This is a genomic window from Pseudomonas soli, from assembly GCF_900110655.1.
GTDB classification, from domain to species: Bacteria; Pseudomonadota; Gammaproteobacteria; order Pseudomonadales; family Pseudomonadaceae; genus Aquipseudomonas; species Aquipseudomonas soli.
The window spans coordinates 71,318-92,186 of record NZ_FOEQ01000012.1 but is presented as its reverse complement, the minus strand read 5'-3'; the positions used below and the strand labels follow the sequence as shown (position 1 = coordinate 92,186).

The following is a 20,869-nucleotide window of genomic DNA, read 5'->3' as shown; positions in this document are numbered from 1 at the left end:
AATTATCCAATGCCAGTGCCTTGACCAACAACAATTAGGGGCCACCCCATATGCAAACCTGGCAACAACTCTATACCCCGCTTGGTAGCCTTGGCCTGTCCGCGCTGGCGGCGGTCATCCCAATCGTGTTCTTCTTCCTCGCCCTCGCCGTGTTCCGCCTCAAGGGCCACGTCGCCGGCAGCATCACCCTGGCACTGTCGATCCTGGTGGCGATCTTCGCCTTCCAGATGCCTGTCGACATGGCACTGGCCGCTGCGGGTTATGGCTTCCTCTACGGCCTGTGGCCGATTGCCTGGATCATCGTCGCCGCGGTGTTCCTCTACAAACTCACGGTCAAGAGTGGCCAGTTCGAAGTCATCCGCAGCTCGGTACTGTCGATCACCGACGACCAGCGCCTGCAAGTACTGCTGATCGGCTTCTGCTTCGGCGCCTTCCTCGAAGGCGCGGCCGGCTTCGGCGCCCCGGTAGCGATCACCGCCGCGCTGCTGGTGGGCCTGGGCTTCAACCCACTGTACGCCGCCGGCCTGTGCCTGATCGCCAACACCGCCCCGGTGGCCTTCGGCGCCCTGGGCATCCCGATCATCGTCGCCGGCCAGGTGACTGGCATCGATGCCTTCCACATCGGCGCCATGACCGGCCGCCAACTGCCGCTGCTGTCGCTGTTCGTGCCGTTCTGGCTGGTGTTCATGATGGACGGCGTGCGCGGCGTGAAAGAGACCTGGCCTGCCGCCCTGGTGGCCGGCCTGAGCTTCGCCGTCACCCAGTACTTCACCTCCAACTTCATCGGCCCGGAGCTGCCCGACATCACCTCGGCCCTGGCCAGCCTGATCGCCTTGACCCTGTTCCTCAAGGTCTGGCAGCCCAAGCGCGCATTCGCCGAGGCCAAGGGCAGTGTCGGCGCCGCCGTCGTGCAATCCAGCGGCAGCCAACCGAGCCCGTACAGCTTTGGCGAGATCTTCAAGGCCTGGTCGCCATTCCTGATCCTCACCGTACTGGTCACCATCTGGACCCTGAAACCGTTCAAGGCGGCCTTCGCCCCAGGCGGCGCGATGTACAACTTCGTGTTCAACTTCGCCATCCCGCACCTCGACCAGCTGGTGGTCAAGACCGCACCAATCGTCACAGCGCCCACCGCCATGCCGGCGGTGTTCAAGCTCGACCCGATCTCCGCCACCGGCACCGCGATCTTCCTCTCGGCACTGATCTCGATGTGGGTGCTGAAGATCAACTTCAAAACTGGTCTTACCACTTTCAAAGAAACCTTCTGGGAACTGCGCTGGCCGATCCTGTCGATAGGCATGGTGCTGGCCTTCGCCTTCGTCACCAACTACTCGGGCATGTCTTCGACCATGGCCCTGGTGTTGGCCGGCACCGGCGCGGCGTTCCCGTTCTTCTCGCCGTTCCTCGGCTGGCTGGGCGTGTTCCTGACCGGTTCGGATACCTCGTCCAACGCCCTGTTCAGCTCGCTGCAGGCTACTACCGCGCACCAGATCGGCGTCAACGACACCCTGCTTGTGGCGGCCAACACCAGTGGCGGCGTGACCGGCAAGATGATCTCGCCGCAGTCGATCGCCGTGGCCTGCGCCGCCACAGGCCTGGTCGGCAAGGAATCCGACCTGTTCCGCTTCACCGTCAAGCACAGCCTGTTCTTCGCCACCATCGTCGGCCTGATCACTCTGGTCCAGGCCTACTGGCTCACTGGCATGCTGGTTCATCACTAAAGTGAAAGGGGCCGGGCGCCTTGACGCGCCCGGCATTCCCCACAAGCAACGCTGCGAGAATCCATGATCATTTCCGCCTCCACCGACTATCGCGCCGCGGCCCAACGCAAGCTGCCTCCCTTCCTGTTCCACTACGCCGACGGCGGCGCCTACGCCGAACACACCCTGCGCCACAACGTCTCGGACCTGGCCGGCATCGCCTTGCGCCAGCGCGTGCTGAAGAACATGTCCGAGCTGAGCTTGCAGACGCAGCTGTTCGACGAAACCCTGAGCATGCCCGTGGCCCTGGCCCCGGTCGGCCTCACCGGCATGTACGCCCGCCGTGGCGAAGTGCAGGCGGCACGCGCAGCGGCGGCCCATGGCATTCCGTTCACGATGTCGACGGTATCGGTGTGCCCGATCGAAGAAGTGGCCCCGGCCATCGACCGGCCGATGTGGTTCCAGCTGTATGTGCTCAAGGACCGCGGCTTCATGCGCAACGCCCTGGAGCGCGCCAAGGCCGCCGGAGTGAAGACCCTGGTGTTCACCGTCGACATGCCCGTGCCCGGCGCGCGCTACCGCGATGCCCACTCCGGCATGAGCGGCGCCAACGGCCCGCTGCGCCGCGTGCTGCAAGCGATGACCCACCCGCAATGGGCGTGGGACGTCGGCGTGATGGGCCGCCCCCACGACCTGGGCAATATCTCCGCCTACCGCGGCAACCCCACGGGCCTTGCCGACTACATCGGCTGGCTGGGCAACAACTTCGACCCGTCCATCTCCTGGAAAGACCTGGAGTGGATCCGCGAATTCTGGGATGGTCCGATGATCATCAAGGGCATCCTCGACGCCGATGACGCCCGCGACGCGGTCAAGTTCGGCGCCGACGGTATCGTCGTCTCCAACCACGGCGGCCGCCAGCTCGATGGCGTGCTGTCCAGCGCCCGCGCCCTGCCGGCCATCGCCGACGCGGTGAAGGGCGATATCAAGATCCTCGCCGACTCCGGCATCCGCAGCGGCCTCGATGTGGTGCGCATGATCGCCCTGGGCGCCGACAGCGTGCTGATCGGCCGCGCCTTCCTCTATGCCCTGGCCACCCACGGCGAGGCCGGGGTGAAGAACCTGCTGGAGCTGTTCGAGAAAGAGATGCGCGTGGCCATGGTGCTGACCGGCGCCAAGTCCATCGGCGAGATCAGCAAAGACTCGCTGGTCCGCGAACTGGGCGCCTGAGCGCGCCCACCAACGCCTGAATACCCGGGGCACGCCGCGCACCAGACGCCGCGGCCCCGCGAGGAGACTGCATGAGCCTGCCCGCCGCGTTCCTGCGTGATGCCGAGCGCCTGATCCCCGCCGAACGCCGCTTCGACGACCCGACCTCGACCCTGGCCTTCGGCACCGACGCCAGCTTCTACCGGCTGATCCCCAAGCTGGTGCTGCGCGTGGAGTCCGAGAACGAAGTGGTCGCGCTGATCCAGCTGGCCCATCGCGACCGGGTGCCGGTGACCTTCCGCGCCGCCGGCACCAGCCTGTCCGGCCAGGCCATCAGCGACTCGGTGCTGATCGTGCTCGGCGACAACTGGAATGGCCGGGAGATTCGCCACCAGGGCGGGCAGATCCGACTACAGCCCGGCGTGATCGGCGCCCAGGCCAATGCCTGGCTGGCCCCCTATGGGCGCAAGATCGGCCCGGACCCGGCATCGATCAACGCCTGCAAGATCGGCGGCATCGTCGCCAACAATGCCAGCGGCATGTGCTGCGGCACCGCGCAGAACACCTATCACACCCTCGCCGGTCTGCGCCTGGTGCTGGCCGACGGCACTCGCCTGGACAGCGAGGACCCGGCCAGCGTCGCCGCCTTTGAGCACAGCCACGCCGGCCTCCTGGACGAACTGGCCCGCCTTGGCCGCGAGACCCGCACCAACACCGCGCTGGCTGAGCGCATCCGGCACAAGTACCGGCTGAAAAACACCACGGGGCTATCACTCAACGCACTGGTGGACTATGACCAGCCGCTCGATATCCTCCAGCACCTGCTGGTCGGTTCCGAAGGCACCCTTGGTTTCATCAGCGCCGTCACCTACAACACCGTGCCCGACCACCCGCACAAGGCCAGCGCGCTGCTGGTGTTCCCCAGCGTCGAAAGCTGCTGCCGCGCCGTGACCGTGCTCAAGCGCCAGCCAGTCTCCGCCGTGGAGCTGCTCGACCGCCGCAGCCTGCGCTCGGTGCAGGAGATGCCGGGCATGCCGGCGTGGGTCAAGGACCTGTCGGCCAACGCCTGCGCCCTGCTGATCGAGTGCCGCGCCGCCAGCCAGAGCCTGCTGCACGAGCAGCTCGAGCAGGTGATGGCGTCCATCGACGACTACCCGCTGGAGCAGAAGGTCGCGTTCAGCGAAGACCCGGCGGTGTACAACCAGCTGTGGAAGATCCGCAAGGATACCTTCCCCGCCGTCGGCGCCGTGCGCCAGACCGGCACCACGGTGATCATCGAGGACGTGACCTTCCCCATCGAGCAACTGGCCGAAGGCGTCAACCGCCTGATCCAGCTGTTCGACAAGCACCGCTACGACGAGGCGATCATTTTCGGCCACGCCCTGGAAGGCAACCTGCACTTCGTCTTCACCCAGGGCTTCAACAGCGCCGAGGAAGTGGCGCGCTACCAGGCCTTCATGGACGACGTGGCGCAGCTGGTGGCAGTGGAATTCGGCGGCTCGCTCAAGGCCGAGCACGGCACCGGGCGCAACATGGCGCCCTTCGTCGAACTGGAATGGGGGCATGACGCCTACCAGCTGATGTGGAAGCTCAAGCGCCTGCTCGACCCCAACGGCATCCTCAACCCCGATGTGGTGCTGAGCGAGGACCCCGACATCCACCTGAAGAACCTCAAGCCGCTGCCGGCCGCCGACGAGATCGTCGACAAGTGCATCGAGTGCGGTTTCTGCGAGCCGGTGTGTCCGTCAAAAGGCCTTACCTTGAGCCCGCGCCAGCGCATCGTCATGTGGCGCGACATCCAGGCGAAGAAACGCGCCGGCGTTGATACCCGCGAACTGCTGCGCACCTACCAGTACCAGGGCATCGACACCTGCGCCGCCACCGGCCTGTGCGCCCAGCGCTGCCCGGTGGGCATCAACACCGGCGAGCTGGTGAAGAAGCTGCGCGGTCAGGCGGCCGAGCACGGCAAGGCCGCCGACTGGCTGGCCGAGCATTTTCACGCCACCTTGCGCGGCGCGCGATTCACGCTGGCCGCCGCCAATGGCGCGCGCAAGCTGCTCGGCGCCCCGCGCATGAGCCGGCTCAGCGCCCGCCTGAGCAAGGCCAGCAAAGGCCGCCTGCCGCAGTGGACCCCCGCCATGCCGCAGCCGCTGCGGGCCGTCGAGCTCAGCACCGCGAGCCACGACGCCCGCCCTCGCGTGGTCTACCTGGCCGCCTGTGTTTCGCGGGTGATGGGCCCGGCCTATGCCGACCGCGAGCAGAGTTCGCTGCTGGACAAGACCCGTGCCCTGCTGGAGAAGGCCGGCTACCAGGTAGTGTTCCCGGACAACGCCGACAGTCTGTGCTGCGGCCAGCCGTTCGCCTCCAAGGGCTACCCCGAGCAGGCCGAGCACAAGCGCCAGGAACTGATCAACGCACTGCTGCACGCCAGCCGCGGCGGCCTTGACCCGATCTACTGCGACACCAGCCCCTGCACCCTGCGCCTGGTGCAGGACCTGGGCGAATCGCGGCTGGACCTGTACGACCCGGTGCGCTTCATCCGCACCCACCTGGTCGACAAGCTGGAGTTCACCCCCCAGGACGAGCCCGTGGCGGTGCACGTGACCTGCAGCACCCAGCACCTGGGCGAAAGCCAGGCGCTGATCGACCTGGCGCGGCGCTGCAGCAAGCAGGTGGTGATCCCCGAAGGCATCCATTGCTGCGGCTTCGCCGGCGACAAGGGCTTCACCACACCGGAGCTCAACGCCCATTCGCTGCGTACCCTCAAGGACGCGGTGCAGTATTGCAGCGAGGGGATCTCCACCAGCCGCACCTGCGAGATCGGCCTGTCGAGCCACAGTGGCATCGATTATCACGGGCTTGTGTACCTGGTGGACCGGGTGACGCGGGCGCGCAGTCTCTGAACCGCAAGGCAGCCCCGCTCTCTGGTGGGAGCGGGCCAGCCCCGCGATGGCGCCGGCAAAGCCGCCAGCACAACTGCGTCCTGCACAAACCCCACGCACTCAAGTAAACTGGCGGCCTTTTCGCGCAGCCTCGGGCTGCCCCTGTCGATTTACCAAAGGTGCCCGCCATGCCCTGGCTGCAAGTACGCCTGGCCATCAGCCCGGAACAAGCCGAAACCTACGAAGACGCCCTGCTTGAAGTGGGCGCCGTCTCGGTGACCTTCATGGACGCAGAAGACCAGCCGATCTTCGAACCGGACCTCAACACCACCCCGCTGTGGTCGCACACGCACCTGCTGGCGCTGTTCGAGGCCGATGCCGAGCCCGAGCAGGTGTTCGCCCACCTGCGCCTGCTGACCGGCGCCGAGCTGCCCGAGTACCACGCCGAGGTGATCGAGGACCAGGACTGGGAGCGCAGCTGGATGGACAACTTCCAGCCGATGCGCTTCGGCCAGCGCCTGTGGATCGTGCCAAGCTGGCACGAAGCCCCGGAAAAGGACGCGGTGAACCTGCTGCTCGACCCGGGCCTGGCCTTTGGCACGGGTACCCACCCGACCACCGCGCTGTGCCTGGAATGGCTCGACGGCCAGCAGCTGCAAGGCACGCAAGTGCTCGACTTCGGCTGCGGCTCGGGCATCCTGGCCATTGCCGCGCTGCTGCTCGGCGCCCGCCACGCGGTCGGCACCGACATCGACGTGCAGGCTATCGAGGCCTCCCGTGACAACGCCCAGCGCAACGGCATTGCCGACGACACGTTCGACCTGTACCTGCCCGAGCAGATGCCGGCCATGCAGGCCGACGTGCTGGTCGCCAACATCCTGGCCGGCCCGCTGGTATCGCTGGCGCCGCAGCTATCCGGCCTGGTTCGCCCCGGCGGCCTGCTGGCGCTGTCGGGCATCCTCGCCGAACAGGGTGAGGAAGTGGCCGCCGCCTATGCCGCCGACTTCGACCTGGACCCGATCGTCGTACGCGACGGCTGGGTACGTATCAGTGGTCGCCGCCGCTAAGCGCGCCTAGACTCAACTCCTGCACAGCTTCCCGGACAGCCGCATGACCGACAGTTTCGTCACCCAGTGCCCGCATTGCCAGACCAGCTTTCGCGTCACCCATCACCAGTTGAGCGTGGCCCGCGGCGTGGTGCGCTGCGGCCAATGCCTGCAGGTGTTCAACGCGGCGAAACAACTGCTGGAGCAGAACCGCGCCGCGGCTGGCGAAGGCGACACCCGTGCGCCGGCGCCGGCAGCCGAGCCGGCCGTGCCAGCGCCCGCAGCCGTGCAACCGGAGGCCGCCCCGCCGGCACCGAGCGAGGACAACTGGACGGTCACGGCCGAGGAACTGGATGCCCTCGATCTCGACCAGGAGCTGGCGCGCCTTGAACGGCGCAGCCCGGGTGATCGGCGCGCCGCCCCGGCCAAAGGCATGCTCCAGGCCCGCCGCGACGATCAGCTCGGCGATGGGCCTGGCGATGAACCGTTCGGCACCGCCACTGACGGCGACCGTGAGCCTGCGCAGGAGCGCGAGGACGCACCGATGCTGGTCGAGCAGGAGCCGCTGGACCTGGCGCCGGCCGACGACGAGCGCACCGAGCCTACCCTCGGCGCGACCAGCCTCGAGCTGGACGATGAGCCTCCAGTGCGCAATCAGCCACTCGACGAACCCTCGCGGCAGTTGCCCAACCACGACGAACCCTTGCCGGAGAAGGGCCTTTCGGCGCTTGACGACGAGGTGCACAGCGCGCCGTTCTCGGCCCGCGACTATGACCCCGAAGAACATCCCGGGCAACGCCTGGAACCGAGCCTGGCCGCCAAGCCCGAACGCGCGCGCAAGGAGCCGCTGGTCGACGTGGTCGACGACCCGTTGCAGCTGGGCTGGGAAAAGCCCGCCCCGAACTGGGGCAAACGCCTGCTGTGGGGTTTCCTGACACTGCTGGCCGCGGGCCTGCTGGCATTCCAGTACGTCTGGTTCCACTTCGACGAAATGGCCCGCCAGGACCAGTATCGCCCTTGGTTCCAGCAGCTGTGCCCGATGTTCGGCTGCCAGGTGCCGACCCGCGTAGACATCTCGCGGATCAAAAGCAGCAATCTGGTAGTGCGCAGCCACCCGGACTTCAAAGGGGCGCTGATCGTCGACGCGATCATCTACAACCGCGCGCCCTTCGCCCAGCCCTTCCCCCTTCTCGAATTGCGCTTCGCCGACCTCAACGGCCAGCTGATCGCCAGCCGGCGCTTCAAACCAAGCGAGTACCTGTCGGGCGAGCTGGCCGGGCGCGGCGAGATGCCCAGCCAGACGCCGATCCACATCGCCCTGGACATCCTCGACCCTGGGCCGAAGGCGGTGAACTACAGCCTGAGCTTCCGTTCGCCGGAGTAAGCGACAGGCGGCAAGCTTCACACCGCAGGTAAATGCCTGTCCGCAGCCCTCTTGCAGCTTGAAGCTTGCCGCTTGGCACTGGATGTCATAACGCCGCAACTGTTCAGATTTTATCCAGATTCATCTTTATCCGGTCATCGAGAGCGGGTATCATGCCATCCCTTTTTCGACTCCAATGATTCGGCCCCACAACAGGGAACACCTATGTCGGCGGTACGCATCGGCCCTTACACACTGCAGAACAACCTGATCCTGGCCCCGATGGCCGGCGTCACGGACCAACCTTTCCGTACCCTGTGCAAGCGTCTGGGAGCGGGCATGGTGGTCTCGGAGATGGTCTCCAGCGACATGCGTCTGTGGAATAGCCGCAAGTCGAGCCTGCGCCGCATACATGAAAGCGATCCCGAGCCACGCTCGGTGCAGATCGCCGGCGGCGATGCGCAGATGATGGCCGAGGCGGCCCGGGCCAATGTCGAGGCCGGCGCGCAGATCATCGACATCAACATGGGTTGCCCGGCGAAAAAAGTCTGCAACAAGGCCGCAGGCTCTGCTTTATTGAGAGATGAAGCCTTGGTCACCGAAATCCTCCACGCCGTCGTCGGCGCCGTGGACGTGCCGGTGACGCTGAAGATCCGCACCGGCTGGGACCGGGCAAGCAAGAACGGCCTGAACGTGGCGAAGATCGCCGAACAGGCCGGCATCCAGGCGCTGGCGGTGCATGGCCGCACACGCGCCGACCTGTACACCGGTGACGCCGAGTACGACACCATCGCCGCGATCAAGCAGGCGGTGTCGATCCCGGTTTTCGCCAACGGCGACATCACTTCGCCGGAAAAGGCCCGGGCGGTGCTGCATGCCACCGGCGCCGACGGCCTGCTGATCGGCCGTGCCGCCCAAGGGCGGCCGTGGATTTTCCGCGAGATCGAGCATTACCTGCGCACGGGCGAGCACCTGCCCACCCCGGCGCTGGACGAAGTGGAACGCATTCTGCTGGAACACCTGGCCGCGCTGCATGCCTTCTATGGCGATGTGATGGGCGTGCGGATCGCCCGCAAGCACGTTGGCTGGTATCTGGCAACCCGACCTGGCGGCAAGGAGTTCCGCAGCCAGTTCAACGCTTTGCAAGACACACAAGCGCAGTGCGCCAACGTTCAGGCTTATTTTGCCGAACGTCGACAGAGCCTTGGGACAGAGGACGAACAAGGGGTGGCCGCATGACGATGATGACCGAGACATTAGTGAGTGGAACAACGCCCGTGAGCGACAACGCCAACCTCAAGCAGCACCTGAACACGCCGAGCGAGGAGGGCCAGACCCTGCGCGACAGCGTCGAGAAGGCGCTGCACAACTACTTCGCCCACCTGGAAGGCGCTACCGTCACGGACGTGTACAACCTGGTGCTCTCGGAAGTCGAGGCGCCGCTGCTCGAATGCGTGATGAACTACGTAAAGGGCAACCAGACCAAAGCCAGCGAGATGCTCGGGCTCAACCGAGGCACGCTGCGCAAGAAGCTCAAGCAGTACGATCTGTTGTAAGGCCAGAACCCCAACCAGAAAAGGCGCTCATGCAAAAAGGCGCCTTTTTTGCTGACTCCACCGCGTTATGGAATCTGAAATGACCGACCAGACTACCCGCCTGCCGATCCGCCGCGCCCTGATCAGCGTCTCCGACAAGACCGGTATCCTCGAATTCGCCCGGGAGCTGCAACAGCTCGGTGTCGAGATCCTGTCCACCGGCGGCACCTACAAGCTGCTCAAGGACAACGGCGTCAACGCGGTGGAAGTGGCCGACTACACCGGCTTCGCCGAAATGATGGACGGCCGGGTCAAGACCCTGCATCCGAAGATCCACGGCGGCATCCTGGGCCGTCGCGGCACCGACGACGCCATCATGAACGAGCATGGCATCAAGCCGATCGACCTGGTCGCGGTCAACTTGTACCCGTTCGAAGCCACCATCAGCAAGCCGGGCTGCGACCTGCCGACAGCCATCGAGAACATCGACATCGGCGGCCCGACCATGGTCCGTTCCGCGGCGAAGAACCACAAGGACGTGGCCATCGTGGTCAACGCCAGCGATTACGCCGGCATTGTCGAAGGCCTGAAAGCCGGCGGCCTGACCTACGCCCAGCGCTTCGACCTGATGCTCAAGGCCTTCGAGCACACCGCCGCCTACGACGGCATGATCGCCAACTACATGGGCACCATCGACCAGGCCAAGGACACCCTGTCCACCGAAGATCGCAGCGAGTTCCCGCGCACCTTCAACAGCCAGTTCGTCAAGTCCCAGGAAATGCGCTACGGCGAGAACCCGCACCAGAGCGCGGCGTTCTACGTCGAGGCCAAGAAGGGCGAGGCCAGCATTTCCACCGCCATCCAGCTGCAAGGCAAGGAGCTGTCGTTCAACAACGTGGCCGATACCGACGCCGCGCTGGAGTGCGTGAAGAGCTTCGTCAAGCCGGCCTGCGTGATCGTCAAGCACGCCAACCCGTGCGGCGTGGCCGTGGTGCCTGAAGACGAAGGCGGTATCCGCAAGGCCTACGACCTGGCCTACGCTACCGACACCGAGTCGGCATTCGGCGGCATCATCGCCTTCAACCGCGAGCTGGACGGCGAAACCGCCAAAGCCATCGTCGAGCGCCAGTTCGTCGAAGTGATCATTGCCCCGAAAATCTCCCAGGCCGCCCGCGAAGTCGTGGCCGCCAAGCAGAACGTGCGTCTGCTGGAGTGCGGCGAGTGGCCAGCCGAGCGCGCCGCCGGTTGGGACTTCAAGCGCGTCAACGGTGGCCTGCTGGTGCAGAGCCGCGATATCGGCATGATCACTGCCGACGACCTGAAGATCGTCACCAAGCGTGCGCCGACCGAGCAGGAAATCCACGACTTGGTGTTTGCCTGGAAAGTGGCCAAGTTCGTCAAGTCCAACGCCATCGTCTACGCCAAGCAGCGCCAGACCATCGGCGTCGGCGCCGGCCAGATGAGCCGCGTCAACTCCGCGCGCATCGCCGCGATCAAGGCCGAACATGCCGGCCTGCAAGTGCAGGGCGCGGTAATGGCTTCGGATGCGTTCTTCCCGTTCCGTGATGGCATCGACAACGCGGCTAAAGTGGGTATCAGCGCGGTGATCCAGCCAGGTGGTTCGATGCGTGATGCCGAAGTCATCGCCGCTGCCGACGAAGCCGGTATCGCCATGGTATTCACCGGCATGCGCCACTTCCGCCACTGATTATGGCAATCGGCCGCACTGAAGCAGGCATCTGCTTCAGTGCGACCTCGTACAGCGAGGGGTGCTGCCTCTCGTTCGACAGATTTCGAGGTTTTGACATGAAAGTTTTGATCATCGGCAGCGGCGGTCGCGAACACGCCCTGGCCTGGAAAGTCGCCCAGGACCCACGGGTCGAGAAAATCTTCGTGGCGCCAGGTAACGCCGGCACCGCCAGCGAAGCCAAGTGCGAGAACGTCGCCATCGACGTCACCGCCCTGGAGCAACTGGCCGACTTCGCCGAGAAGAACGTCGACCTGACCATCGTCGGCCCGGAAGCGCCGCTGGTGATCGGTGTCGTGGACCTGTTCCGCAGCCGCGGCCTGGACTGCTTCGGCCCGACCAAGGGCGCGGCCCAGCTAGAAGGCTCCAAGGCCTTCACCAAGGACTTCCTGGCCCGCCACAAGATCCCGACTGCCGACTACCAGAACTTCACCGAGATCGAGCCGGCCCTGGCCTACCTGCGTGAAAAAGGTGCGCCGATCGTGATCAAGGCCGACGGCCTGGCCGCCGGTAAAGGTGTAATCGTCGCCATGACCTTGCAGGAAGCCGAAGACGCCGTGCGCGACATGCTCGCCGGCAACGCCTTCGGTGAAGCCGGTTCGCGCGTGGTGATCGAAGAGTTCCTCGACGGCGAAGAAGCCAGCTTCATCGTCATGGTCGACGGCCACAACGTGCTGCCCATGGCCACCAGCCAGGACCACAAGCGTGTCGGCAACCAGGATACCGGCCCGAACACCGGCGGCATGGGTGCCTACTCCCCTGCCCCCGTGGTCACCGCCGACGTGCACCAGCGCGTGATGGACCAAGTGATCTGGCCAACCGTGCGCGGCATGGCCGAGGAAGGCAACGTCTACACCGGCTTCCTGTATGCCGGCCTGATGATCGACAAGGCAGGCAACCCCAAGGTCATCGAGTTCAACTGCCGCTTCGGCGACCCGGAAACCCAGCCGGTCATGCTGCGCCTGGAGTCGAGCCTGGTACTGCTGATCGAAGCCGCCTTCGCCAAGGCCCTGGACAAGGTCGAGGCGCAGTGGGATCCGCGTCCTAGCCTGGGCGTGGTGCTGGCCGCCGGTGGCTACCCGGGCGACTACGCCAAAGGCGCCGTGATCAGCGGCCTCGACGCGGCCGCCAAGCTTGAAGGCAAAGTGTTCCACGCCGGCACCGCGCTGAAGGACGGCCAGGTGGTCACCGCCGGTGGCCGCGTACTGTGCGCCACCGCCATGGGCGACACCGTCGAAGCCGCCCAGCAGCAGGCCTACCGCTTGGCCGAGCAGGTCAAGTGGGACGCCAGCTTCTACCGCAACGACATCGGCTACCGGGCCATCGCCCGCGAGCGCGGTGAGCAGCAGTAAAAGTGCAGCCAACGGTCGTGCCGTTCCCGGCGCACGGCCTTCGGCTCGTCGTCAAGGCCCCGCCGGGGCCTTGCCTTCGCCTTGGCGCGCCGCGCATAGTGGATATCCGGCACATTAGCTAAGAAGGGATTTCGTCGTGCGTCGGCTTCGGATTGCCATAGCCCTGATCGTCAGCCTGCTGACCCTGCTCTGCCTGCTCCCGGCACACGCCGAACAGGCCGCGGGCTGGTCGGCGCTGCTCGATGAACAGGCCAACCTGCAGCTGTCCGACGTGCGCTCCGAACGCTACCGCAACCAGTTCAGCCCATTGGCCCTCGAAGAACTGGATGCCGCCCTCCCCGACCAGGCCCTGTGGTTGCACTACCGCCTGGATCCGAGCGACCAGGAACAACTGGTACGCATTTTCGCCCCCGACCTGTCACGCCTGGACCTCTACGCCCTGGAAGGCGGCAAACTGCTGCGCCAGCTGCACCATGGCCGGCAGGGTGATGGCCTGAGCCCGACCCTGCGCGGCAGGGACCACGTGCTGCCACTGCCGCACAGCAACCAACCGCTGGATATCTACCTGCGGCTGGTTTCCGAACACCAGCTGCGCCCGGCCATCACTGTCGAGACCACCGCCCACGCTGCTGCCGACCAGCGCCAGTCGCTGCTGTTCGGCCTGCTGTTCGGGGGGCTGGCCATGCTGATCCTGCACAACCTGATCCGCTTCGGCTACACACGCTCCAGCACCACGCTGGTGCTGGCGCTGTACCACGGCCTGATGCTGCTCAGCGCGCTGATCCTGCTCAACCTCAGTGGCCCCTGGTGGCACCTGTGGCACAGCGCGCAGACCCCGGCAGCCTACCTGACCCTGGTACTGGCTGGCCTGGCCGGATTGTATTTCACCCTGCATTTCTTCTCCCCCTGCAGTTCGGCGCGGCTCAACCGCCTGCTGCACATGGAGATGCTGGTGGCCGCCGTCAGCGGCCTGGTGCTGCTGTTCGTCGATACGCTGCCGCTGAACCTGATGACCTATGCCCTGCTCGCCCTGGGCAGCGTGAGCATGCTGCTGGTCAGCGGCTATCACTGGTACAAGGGCTACGGCCCGGCGCGCCTGTTCGCCGTGGCGATGCTGGTGTTCAACCTCGGCGGCCTGGTGCTGCTACCGGCCCTGCTGGGCCTCACCCGCACCTCCACGCCCTGGTTGTTGTGCATCCTCATGGCGCTGACCGTGGTCAGCGGCCTGCTGCTCAACCTCGCGGTCAGCGAGCGCCTGCGCCGGATCAGCGAGGAGCGCTTCCGCGCCAGCCGCGCCCTGGCCGCCAGCGACGCCGAGATCAACGCCAAGGCCGAGTTCCTGGCCAAGATCAGCCATGAGATCCGCACCCCCATGAACGGCGTGCTGGGCATGACCGAGCTGCTGCTCGGCACGCCGCTGTCGGTCAAGCAGCGCGACTATGTGCAGACCATCCACAGCGCCGGCAACGAACTGCTCACCCTGATCAACGAAATCCTCGACATCTCCAAGCTCGAGTCGCGGCAGATCGAACTGGACGATGTGCAGTTCGACCTCAACGCCCTGATCGAGGACTGCCTGAACATCTTCCGGGCCAAGGCCGAACAGCAGAACATCGAGCTGATCAGCTTCACCCAGCCACAAGTGCCGCGAGTGGTCAGCGGCGACCCGACGCGCCTGCGCCAGGCCTTGTCGAGCCTGCTGGACAACGCCCTGAAGAACACCACCCAGGGCGAGATCCTGCTGGTGGTGGCCCTCGACCAGCGTGGCGACAGCCCGCGCCTGCGCATCGCAGTGCAGGACAGCGGCGAGCCCATGCCGCCGGCCGAGCGCGACGCCTTGCTGCAGGCCGAGCTGCACAGCCGCCACTTCCTCTCCAGCAACAAGCTCGGTGGCCACCTGGGCCTGGTGATCGCCAAGCAACTGATCGGCCTGATGCAGGGCGAGTTCGGCATCAAGACCAGCACCAGCATGGGCAACACCCTGTGGCTGACCCTGCCGCTCGACCCGCTGCGCCTGGAGCAGCCGCCCACCGACCTCGACGGCCCGCTGCGCGACGCCCGGGTGCTGGTGGTGGACGACAACGACACCTGCCGCAAGGTGCTGGTGCAGCAATGCAGCGCCTGGGGCATGAACGTCAGCGCGGTGCCGTCGGGCAAGGAGGCGCTGGCCTTGCTGCGCACCAAGGCGCACCTGCGCGACTACTTCGACGCGGTGCTGCTCGACCAGAACATGCCCGGCATGACCGGCATGCAGTTGGCGGCGAAGATCAAGGAAGACCCGAGCCTGAACCACGACATCCTGGTGGTGATGCTCACCGGTATCAGCAATGCGCCGAGCAAGATCATTGCCCGCAACGCCGGGGTCAAGCGCATCCTGGCCAAGCCGGTGGCCGGCTACACGCTCAAGACCACCCTTGCCGAGGAACTCGCCCTGCGCGGCCGCGAGCAGGCCGCGCCGCCGCTGCCGGTCGGCACCCCGGTGCCGCTGGACCTGCCCGGCGACTTCCGCATCCTGGTGGCCGAGGACAACAGCATCTCGACCAAGGTCATCCGCGGCATGCTCGGCAAGCTCAACCTCGAGCCGGATACCGCCAGCAACGGCGAAGAGGCCCTGCAGGCGATGAAGGCCAAGCACTACGACCTGGTACTGATGGACTGCGAGATGCCAGTGCTCGACGGTTTCTCCGCCACCCAGCAGCTGCGCGCCTGGGAGACCGCCAACCAGCGCCCGCGCACCCCGGTGGTGGCATTGACCGCGCATATCCTCAACGAGCACAAGGAACGCGCGCGCCTGGCCGGCATGGACGGGCACATGGCCAAGCCGGTGGAGCTGTCGCAATTGCGCGAGCTGGTGCAGTTCTGGGCGGGGCAGCGGCAGGTGGTGTCCGACGGCACCACGCAGATCCTGTAGCAGCGGCTTCAGCCGCGAGGCAACCACCACACAATCTTGCACCCGCTTCGCGGGTGATCGCGGTTGAAGCCGCTCCTACAGGTTCCGTGCTATACAGGTGCCACCCATTCCCGTCGCGGACCCAGCGCCATGCTCCATGAGTTGTTCAGCGTCTACCTGAAAATGCTCGTGCTCTACAGCCCCTTCTTCGTGCTCTCATGTTTCATCGGCCTGACCCGCGGCCACTCCAGCAAGGAGCGCAAGCAACTGGCCTGGCGGGTAGCCATTGCCACGCTGGTCGCCAGCGTGCTGCTGTACCTGTTCGGGCGGGTGATCTTCGGGGTATTCGGCATCACCGCCGACGCCTTCCGCATCGGCGCAGGCTCGGTGCTGTTCATCTCCGCGCTGGGCATGGCCCAGGGCAAGTCGGCGGTGCAGACCGACAACGTGCAGCAGGACGTGACCATCGTGCCGCTGACCATTCCGCTCACCGTCGGCCCCGGCACCATCGGCGCGCTGCTGGTGATGGGCGTGGGCCAGCCACACTGGGACGACAAGCTGCTGGCCATCGTCAGCATCGCCCTGGCCAGCTTCACCGTGGGCCTGGTGCTGTACCTCTCGCACCGTATCGAACGGATCCTGGGCGACCAGGGTCTGCAGATCGTCAGCCGCCTGATGGGGCTGTTCGTCTGCGCCCTCGCGGCGCAGATCATCTTCACCGGGATCAAGGGCTACCTGCTGCCCTGACCCCGGCTGCGCTCAGGGCTTGGCGGGGTACCAGCGCGGCGTGTACACCCACTGGCCGCCATCGGCACGGGGGAAGGTGCAGGTGGTCGAGGAGCCGACCAGCACCATGGTGCGCATGTCGACCATCTCCGGCAGCAGTTCGCCCAAGGTCACCACCCGCAGGGTCTGCCCTGGCCGGCCGATATCACGGCCCAGCACCACGGGGGTGCCTGCGTCGCGATGGCGGCGTACCAGCTCCAGCGCCACGCCCAGCTGATGCGGCCGGGACTTGGAGATCGGGTTGTAGAACGCCAGAACCAGATCCGCCTGGGCCGCCAGGTCGAGGCGTTTCTCGATGATCGACCAGGGCTTGAGGTTGTCGGACAGCGACATCACGCAGAAGTCGTGGCCCAGTGGCGCCCCTGCCTGGGCTGCGGTAGCCAGCGAGGCCGAGACACCGGGCAGGATCTCCAGCTCGACGCGCTGCCAGGCCGGGTCACTGGATTCGTGGAGCGCTTCGAGCACTGCGGCAGCCATGGCGAACACGCCCGGATCGCCCGACGACACCACCACCACCGAACGCCCTTGCGCCGCCAGCTCGAAGGCATGGCGGGCGCGCTGCATCTCTTCGCGGTTGTCGGTGCAATGCAGCACCTGATCGTTGCGGAAGGGGCCGGCCATGCGCACGTAGGTTTCGTAACCCAGCACATCCTGCGCACGCGCCAGCTCAGCCTTGACCGCCGGTACCATCAGCTCGGCGGCACCAGGGCCCAGGCCGATCACGGCCAGGCGGCCACGGCGCCGGCCAACGCGGTCGATGTCGACAGGTGCCGGGCAAACGGCGTGGGCGAGCCCGACGGCCGAACCTACCCGCGCTTGCGGCACTGCATCAGCCAGCATCCGCTCCAGGCTTTCGGCAGCCGGGGCGAAGCGCAGTGCGACATTCAGTGCCTGTGCAGCTTCGTGCAGCGCCGGCTCCGTCATCTCGGCTTCGCTCGCCAGCAGGCAGGCCAGCGCGGGCTCGGCGATGTTCGCCCGCAGCAGTTCCTCGCGTATTTGGTGCACCAGGTCGGCGCTACCGGCCGTGACCGCCACCACCACGCAACGCGCATGGATCAGCAGTTCGTCCCGGCTGGCCGGACGCAGTGCGCTGCCCACGTGGATAGTGCGTTGCGCCTCGTCACTGGCGGGCAACTGCGCGTGTTCGAGCCACGGCGCGTCGCCTTCGACACGCACCGTCTCGCCCGCCAGCAGGTCGGAGACGAAGCGCTTGCCCTGCTCCAGGTCCCCCAGCGCGTAACCCTCGGGCGGGTTGAGCAGGCAGGTGCCAAAGCGCAGTTCGCCACTGGTGGTGATCGCCGCGCTCACACCCAGCGCCTCACCAATCTCTCGGGCCATGACATTGACCCCACCCAGGCCACCGAGCAGCGGCACCACGGCGCTGCCGTCCTCGGCCACAACCAGTACCGGTGGCTCGACGCCTTTTTCGCTCAACAGCGGCGCCAGGGTGCGAATGACGATACCCGCCGCGCACAGGGCGATGATCGGCGTGTCCTGCTGGTACAGCGCCCGCAGGGTGTCGCCAAATGCTGCGTAGTAGCGGTCGGCCCCTTCAACGCGCCCTTCCAGGCCATGGATCAGCGCCTGTGGATAACAAGCCTGGATACGCCGCGCGGTGGCCAGGCTGCCCGGGCCGAGAATGACGATTGCCGGAGCCTTGTTCATCCCTGCCATTTCTCACCCGGCACGATGATCAGCGAGAAGTAAGGCGAGGACTGTGGGTCGACCTCGTCCAGCGCGACGATCTTCTGGTTGGCCATGGTCGCCCGCTCCACGTACAGCGCACGGCTATCCATGCCCAGTTCGGCGAGCACCAGGCGCACCTTGGGGAAGTTGCGTCCCAGTTTCATGATCACTGCGGCGTCGGCATCGGCCAGACGGCGCTTGAGCTCCTCATGGGGCAACACGCCAGAAAGCACGGTGAGGGTCTGGTTGCGATACACCAGCGGCGCTCCGAGCACCGAGGCGCCGCCGAGCATCGAGCACACGCCCGGGATCACCTGGGCCTCGTAGCGCGAGGCCAAGCGGTCGTGCAGATACATGTAGGAGCCGTAGAAGAACGGGTCGCCCTCGCAGATCACCGCCACGTCACGGCCGGCATCCAGGTGTTCGGCCACCTGCAGGCTGGCTTCGTCGTAGAAGTCGCTGATCACCTGCTCATAGGACAGCGGCGCGGGCAGCGCTTCGGTGGTCACCGGGTACACCAGCGGCAACAGGGTCTGTTCGGCCTGCAGGTGCGCTTCGATGATGCCGAAGGCATTGCCGCGCTTGCCCTTGGCGACGAAGTACGCCACCACCGGAGCCTCGCGCAGCAGGCGCAAGGCCTTGACCGTGATCAGCTCAGGGTCGCCTGGGCCCACGCCCAGGCCCAGCAGTCGTCCGCGTGCCTGCATTATTCCACCTCCGTGGCCAGGGCGTTGACTGCCGCGGCGGCCATCGCGCTGCCGCCCAGGCGGCCCTGCATGATCACGAACGGCACGCCGCGGCTGTCGGCGGCGAGCATCGCCTTGGATTCGGCGGCGCCGACGAAGCCGACCGGGAAGCCGAGGATCAACGCCGGTTTCGGTGCACCGGCATCGAGCATTTCCAGCAGGTAGAACAGCGCGGTCGGCGCGTTGCCAATCACCACCACGCTGCCTTCCAGGTGCGGACGCCACAGCCCCAGGGCCACGGCGGAACGGGTGTTGCCTTCGGCCTTGGCCAGGTCCGGCACGCTCGGGTCGCGCAGGGTGCAGATCACCGGGTTGTTGGCCGGCAGACGGGCGCGGGTGATGCCTTCGGCGACCATGTGCGCGTCGCAGAGGATCGGCGCGCCCTTGGCCAGGGCCTCGCGACCGGCAGTGCCGGCGCCTTCGGAAAACTGCAGGCCATCGATGGCCTCGACCATGCCGCAGGCATGGATCACGCGCACAGCGAGCTTTTCAAGATCGGCGGGGATCCGCTCGAGCCGGGCTTCCTCGCGGATGATGCGGAAGGAATTGCGATAGATCTCCTGACCATCGCGGATGTAGTCAATCATCAAGGTGCTCCGTCGGCAGGTCGAGCATGGCGCCTGCTTCTTCTGGGGTGAGGTCGGCGCCGCGCAGCCTGCCGAAGCCCGGCTGGCGCGCATCGCGCAAGTAAAGGTCATAGCGGCCCGGGGCGCGGGCCAGCAGGGTGGCCGGGGCCGTGTGGGCCATGGCGCAGGAACGTGGGCAGGCGGACAGGTGCACGCTGCCTGGGGCGCCGTGGTGCAGCAAGCCGGCCAGGGTCACGGCATCGGCCTTGGTGTCGGCCTGGCCCTTGGCGCAGCCGCTGGAGCCAGTGCAGGCGACGACCCGCGCCAGCGGGTGCTCGCTGTGGCACAGCAGGCCCAGGGCCGCAAGGTGTTCGCGGGCAGGCTGCACATGGGTCGGGTTCAGGTTGGTCAGTACCAGGCTCTGCCAAGGCGTCAGGCGCAAGCTGCCATCGCCCCATTGGCGGACGACATGGGCGGCGCCGCGCAGCATGGCCGGAGTCAGGCGACCAAGGGGTGGCGCGACGCCCAGGGCCACGCCCTGGCGCTGGGGCAGCACGCCAAGCCAGGCACTTGTCGTTGCCGGGCGCTGCCAAGCCAGCGATGAGGTGTCGATTTGCAGGGGCAGCCCTTCAAGGAAGTGCTCCACCGGGCACACCTGCAGCAATTGACGCATGCGCGACTGCTCGGGCGTCGCCAGGTCGAGGAAGCGCTCCAGCACTGCACGCACCAACGCCAGCCCCTGGTCCACCGGCACCGCGCCCAGCACCTGGCTATTCGACAGGCTGCTGGCGAGCCCGAACCGCAACCAGATGCGACCTTCGCGCTGCATCGCGGACAGCCATAGATCATGGGCGTGCTCGAGCATCGCCAGCGCTTCGCCGCCATCGAGTTGCATGGCGAACTTGGCCGACAGCTTGTGGAACCTGGGTGTACTTTCCAGCAGGTCGAGAACCTGCCCGGCCAACGGTCGGGTGTCGAACACCATGGCCGGATCGAGACCGGCCAATGGGCTGACCATGAGGTTGCGCACATCATCACCGGCCGCGTCACGCGGGCCGAGCCCGGCAACCAGCAGATGCTCGACCAGGCCCCGGTGATCATCACCGATGCCGCGAATCTGCAGATTGGCCCGGTTGGTCGCCTCGATCACGCCTCCGGCAAAACGCTCGGCGGCGTCGGCCACGGCATCGGCCTGGTCGGCCAGCAGCAGGCCACCGGGCAGCTTGATCCGGCAGATGCCGCCATCGCGCGCGGCGACGATACGCCACAACCCCGGGCAGGCCGAGGGACGGGGCGAAACTTCGGGGGGCAGGGGCGGCGTCAAGGGGGCATCCGGCAATCGTGAAAGTGCGCTTCAGTGT

Annotated in this window: 15 protein-coding genes; 11 read left to right on the top strand and 4 right to left on the bottom strand. The window is 66.4% G+C overall.

The window, feature by feature from the left end; translation table 11 throughout:
• Nucleotides 1-50: 50 nt before the first annotated feature.
• From BMY03_RS21610 to BMY03_RS21560, 11 genes are all read left to right on the top strand, one after another.
• Nucleotides 51-1,721, top strand: coding sequence for a lactate permease LctP family transporter (locus tag BMY03_RS21610; protein WP_038706869.1), 1,671 nt, complete (start codon nucleotides 51-53; stop codon nucleotides 1,719-1,721).
• 63 nt (nucleotides 1,722-1,784) lie between these two features.
• A complete protein-coding gene (gene lldD, locus BMY03_RS21605; RefSeq protein WP_038706870.1) occupies nucleotides 1,785-2,930 on the top strand; it encodes an FMN-dependent L-lactate dehydrogenase LldD in 1,146 nt (381 codons plus the stop codon).
• 71 nt (nucleotides 2,931-3,001) lie between these two features.
• Complete coding sequence (locus BMY03_RS21600) at nucleotides 3,002-5,812, top strand: FAD-binding and (Fe-S)-binding domain-containing protein (protein ID WP_094012245.1); 2,811 nt, start codon at nucleotides 3,002-3,004, stop codon at nucleotides 5,810-5,812.
• Nucleotides 5,813-5,979: 167 nt separating this feature from the next.
• Nucleotides 5,980-6,858, top strand: coding sequence for a 50S ribosomal protein L11 methyltransferase (prmA, locus tag BMY03_RS21595; RefSeq protein ID WP_046854052.1), 879 nt, complete (start codon nucleotides 5,980-5,982; stop codon nucleotides 6,856-6,858).
• Nucleotides 6,859-6,901: 43 nt separating this feature from the next.
• Entirely contained in the window at nucleotides 6,902-8,221 is a 1,320-nt protein-coding gene (locus BMY03_RS21590) for a DUF3426 domain-containing protein (protein ID WP_094012244.1), read from the top strand.
• Between the two features lie 204 nt (nucleotides 8,222-8,425).
• On the top strand, nucleotides 8,426-9,439 hold the full coding sequence (gene dusB, locus BMY03_RS21585) for a tRNA dihydrouridine synthase DusB (protein WP_038706874.1): 1,014 nt from the start codon (nucleotides 8,426-8,428) through the stop codon (nucleotides 9,437-9,439).
• Complete coding sequence (gene fis, locus BMY03_RS21580; RefSeq protein WP_011535876.1) at nucleotides 9,436-9,756, top strand: DNA-binding transcriptional regulator Fis; 321 nt, start codon at nucleotides 9,436-9,438, stop codon at nucleotides 9,754-9,756. The genes dusB and fis overlap by 4 nt, the downstream gene beginning before the upstream one ends.
• A gap of 79 nt (nucleotides 9,757-9,835) precedes the next feature.
• On the top strand, nucleotides 9,836-11,443 hold the full coding sequence (purH, locus tag BMY03_RS21575) for a bifunctional phosphoribosylaminoimidazolecarboxamide formyltransferase/IMP cyclohydrolase (protein WP_094012243.1): 1,608 nt from the start codon (nucleotides 9,836-9,838) through the stop codon (nucleotides 11,441-11,443).
• A gap of 98 nt (nucleotides 11,444-11,541) precedes the next feature.
• Nucleotides 11,542-12,834 carry a phosphoribosylamine--glycine ligase gene (gene purD, locus BMY03_RS21570; protein ID WP_038706875.1) on the top strand — a complete coding sequence of 431 codons (1,293 nt, stop codon included), beginning with the start codon at nucleotides 11,542-11,544 and terminating at the stop codon, nucleotides 12,832-12,834.
• 136 nt (nucleotides 12,835-12,970) lie between these two features.
• The gene (locus BMY03_RS21565) at nucleotides 12,971-15,745 is read left to right on the top strand and encodes a hybrid sensor histidine kinase/response regulator (protein WP_038706876.1); all 2,775 of its coding nucleotides are present in this window, start codon (nucleotides 12,971-12,973) and stop codon (nucleotides 15,743-15,745) included.
• A gap of 129 nt (nucleotides 15,746-15,874) precedes the next feature.
• Entirely contained in the window at nucleotides 15,875-16,471 is a 597-nt protein-coding gene (locus BMY03_RS21560) for a MarC family protein (RefSeq protein ID WP_023633040.1), read from the top strand.
• Between the two features lie 12 nt (nucleotides 16,472-16,483).
• Here BMY03_RS21560 and cobJ read toward each other — a convergent pair whose 3' ends face one another.
• From cobJ to cobG, 4 genes are read right to left on the bottom strand one after another with little or no spacing between them, the layout of a single operon-like run.
• Nucleotides 16,484-18,184 carry a precorrin-3B C(17)-methyltransferase gene (cobJ, locus tag BMY03_RS21555; protein WP_094012242.1) on the bottom strand — a complete coding sequence of 567 codons (1,701 nt, stop codon included), beginning with the start codon at nucleotides 18,182-18,184 and terminating at the stop codon, nucleotides 16,484-16,486.
• Nucleotides 18,172-18,903: a precorrin-2 C(20)-methyltransferase gene (locus tag BMY03_RS21550; RefSeq protein WP_031316572.1), complete on the bottom strand. Its 732-nt coding sequence runs from the start codon at nucleotides 18,901-18,903 to the stop codon at nucleotides 18,172-18,174. The genes cobJ and BMY03_RS21550 overlap by 13 nt, the downstream gene beginning before the upstream one ends.
• Complete coding sequence (locus BMY03_RS21545) at nucleotides 18,903-19,529, bottom strand: precorrin-8X methylmutase (RefSeq protein WP_094012241.1); 627 nt, start codon at nucleotides 19,527-19,529, stop codon at nucleotides 18,903-18,905. Before BMY03_RS21545 ends, BMY03_RS21550 begins: the two co-directional genes overlap by 1 nt.
• Entirely contained in the window at nucleotides 19,522-20,847 is a 1,326-nt protein-coding gene (gene cobG, locus BMY03_RS21540) for a precorrin-3B synthase (protein WP_094012240.1), read from the bottom strand. Before cobG ends, BMY03_RS21545 begins: the two co-directional genes overlap by 8 nt.
• Between the last annotated feature and the right edge of the window lie 22 nt (nucleotides 20,848-20,869).

Bases quoted from the DNA above. Each gene is read 5' to 3' on its own strand.
- BMY03_RS21610 (WP_038706869.1), top strand. From the start codon at position 51: ATGCAAACCTGGCAACAACTCTATACCCCGCTTGGTAGCCTTGGCCTG.
- lldD (WP_038706870.1), top strand. From the start codon at position 1,785: ATGATCATTTCCGCCTCCACCGACTATCGCGCCGCGGCCCAACGCAAG.
- BMY03_RS21600 (WP_094012245.1), top strand. From the start codon at position 3,002: ATGAGCCTGCCCGCCGCGTTCCTGCGTGATGCCGAGCGCCTGATCCCC.
- prmA (WP_046854052.1), top strand. From the start codon at position 5,980: ATGCCCTGGCTGCAAGTACGCCTGGCCATCAGCCCGGAACAAGCCGAA.
- BMY03_RS21590 (WP_094012244.1), top strand. From the start codon at position 6,902: ATGACCGACAGTTTCGTCACCCAGTGCCCGCATTGCCAGACCAGCTTT.
- dusB (WP_038706874.1), top strand. From the start codon at position 8,426: ATGTCGGCGGTACGCATCGGCCCTTACACACTGCAGAACAACCTGATC.
- fis (WP_011535876.1), top strand. From the start codon at position 9,436: ATGACGATGATGACCGAGACATTAGTGAGTGGAACAACGCCCGTGAGC.
- purH (WP_094012243.1), top strand. From the start codon at position 9,836: ATGACCGACCAGACTACCCGCCTGCCGATCCGCCGCGCCCTGATCAGC.
- purD (WP_038706875.1), top strand. From the start codon at position 11,542: ATGAAAGTTTTGATCATCGGCAGCGGCGGTCGCGAACACGCCCTGGCC.
- BMY03_RS21560 (WP_023633040.1), top strand. From the start codon at position 15,875: ATGCTCCATGAGTTGTTCAGCGTCTACCTGAAAATGCTCGTGCTCTAC.
- cobJ (WP_094012242.1), bottom strand. From the start codon at position 18,184: ATGGCAGGGATGAACAAGGCTCCGGCAATCGTCATTCTCGGCCCGGGC.
- BMY03_RS21550 (WP_031316572.1), bottom strand. From the start codon at position 18,903: ATGCAGGCACGCGGACGACTGCTGGGCCTGGGCGTGGGCCCAGGCGAC.
- BMY03_RS21545 (WP_094012241.1), bottom strand. From the start codon at position 19,529: ATGATTGACTACATCCGCGATGGTCAGGAGATCTATCGCAATTCCTTC.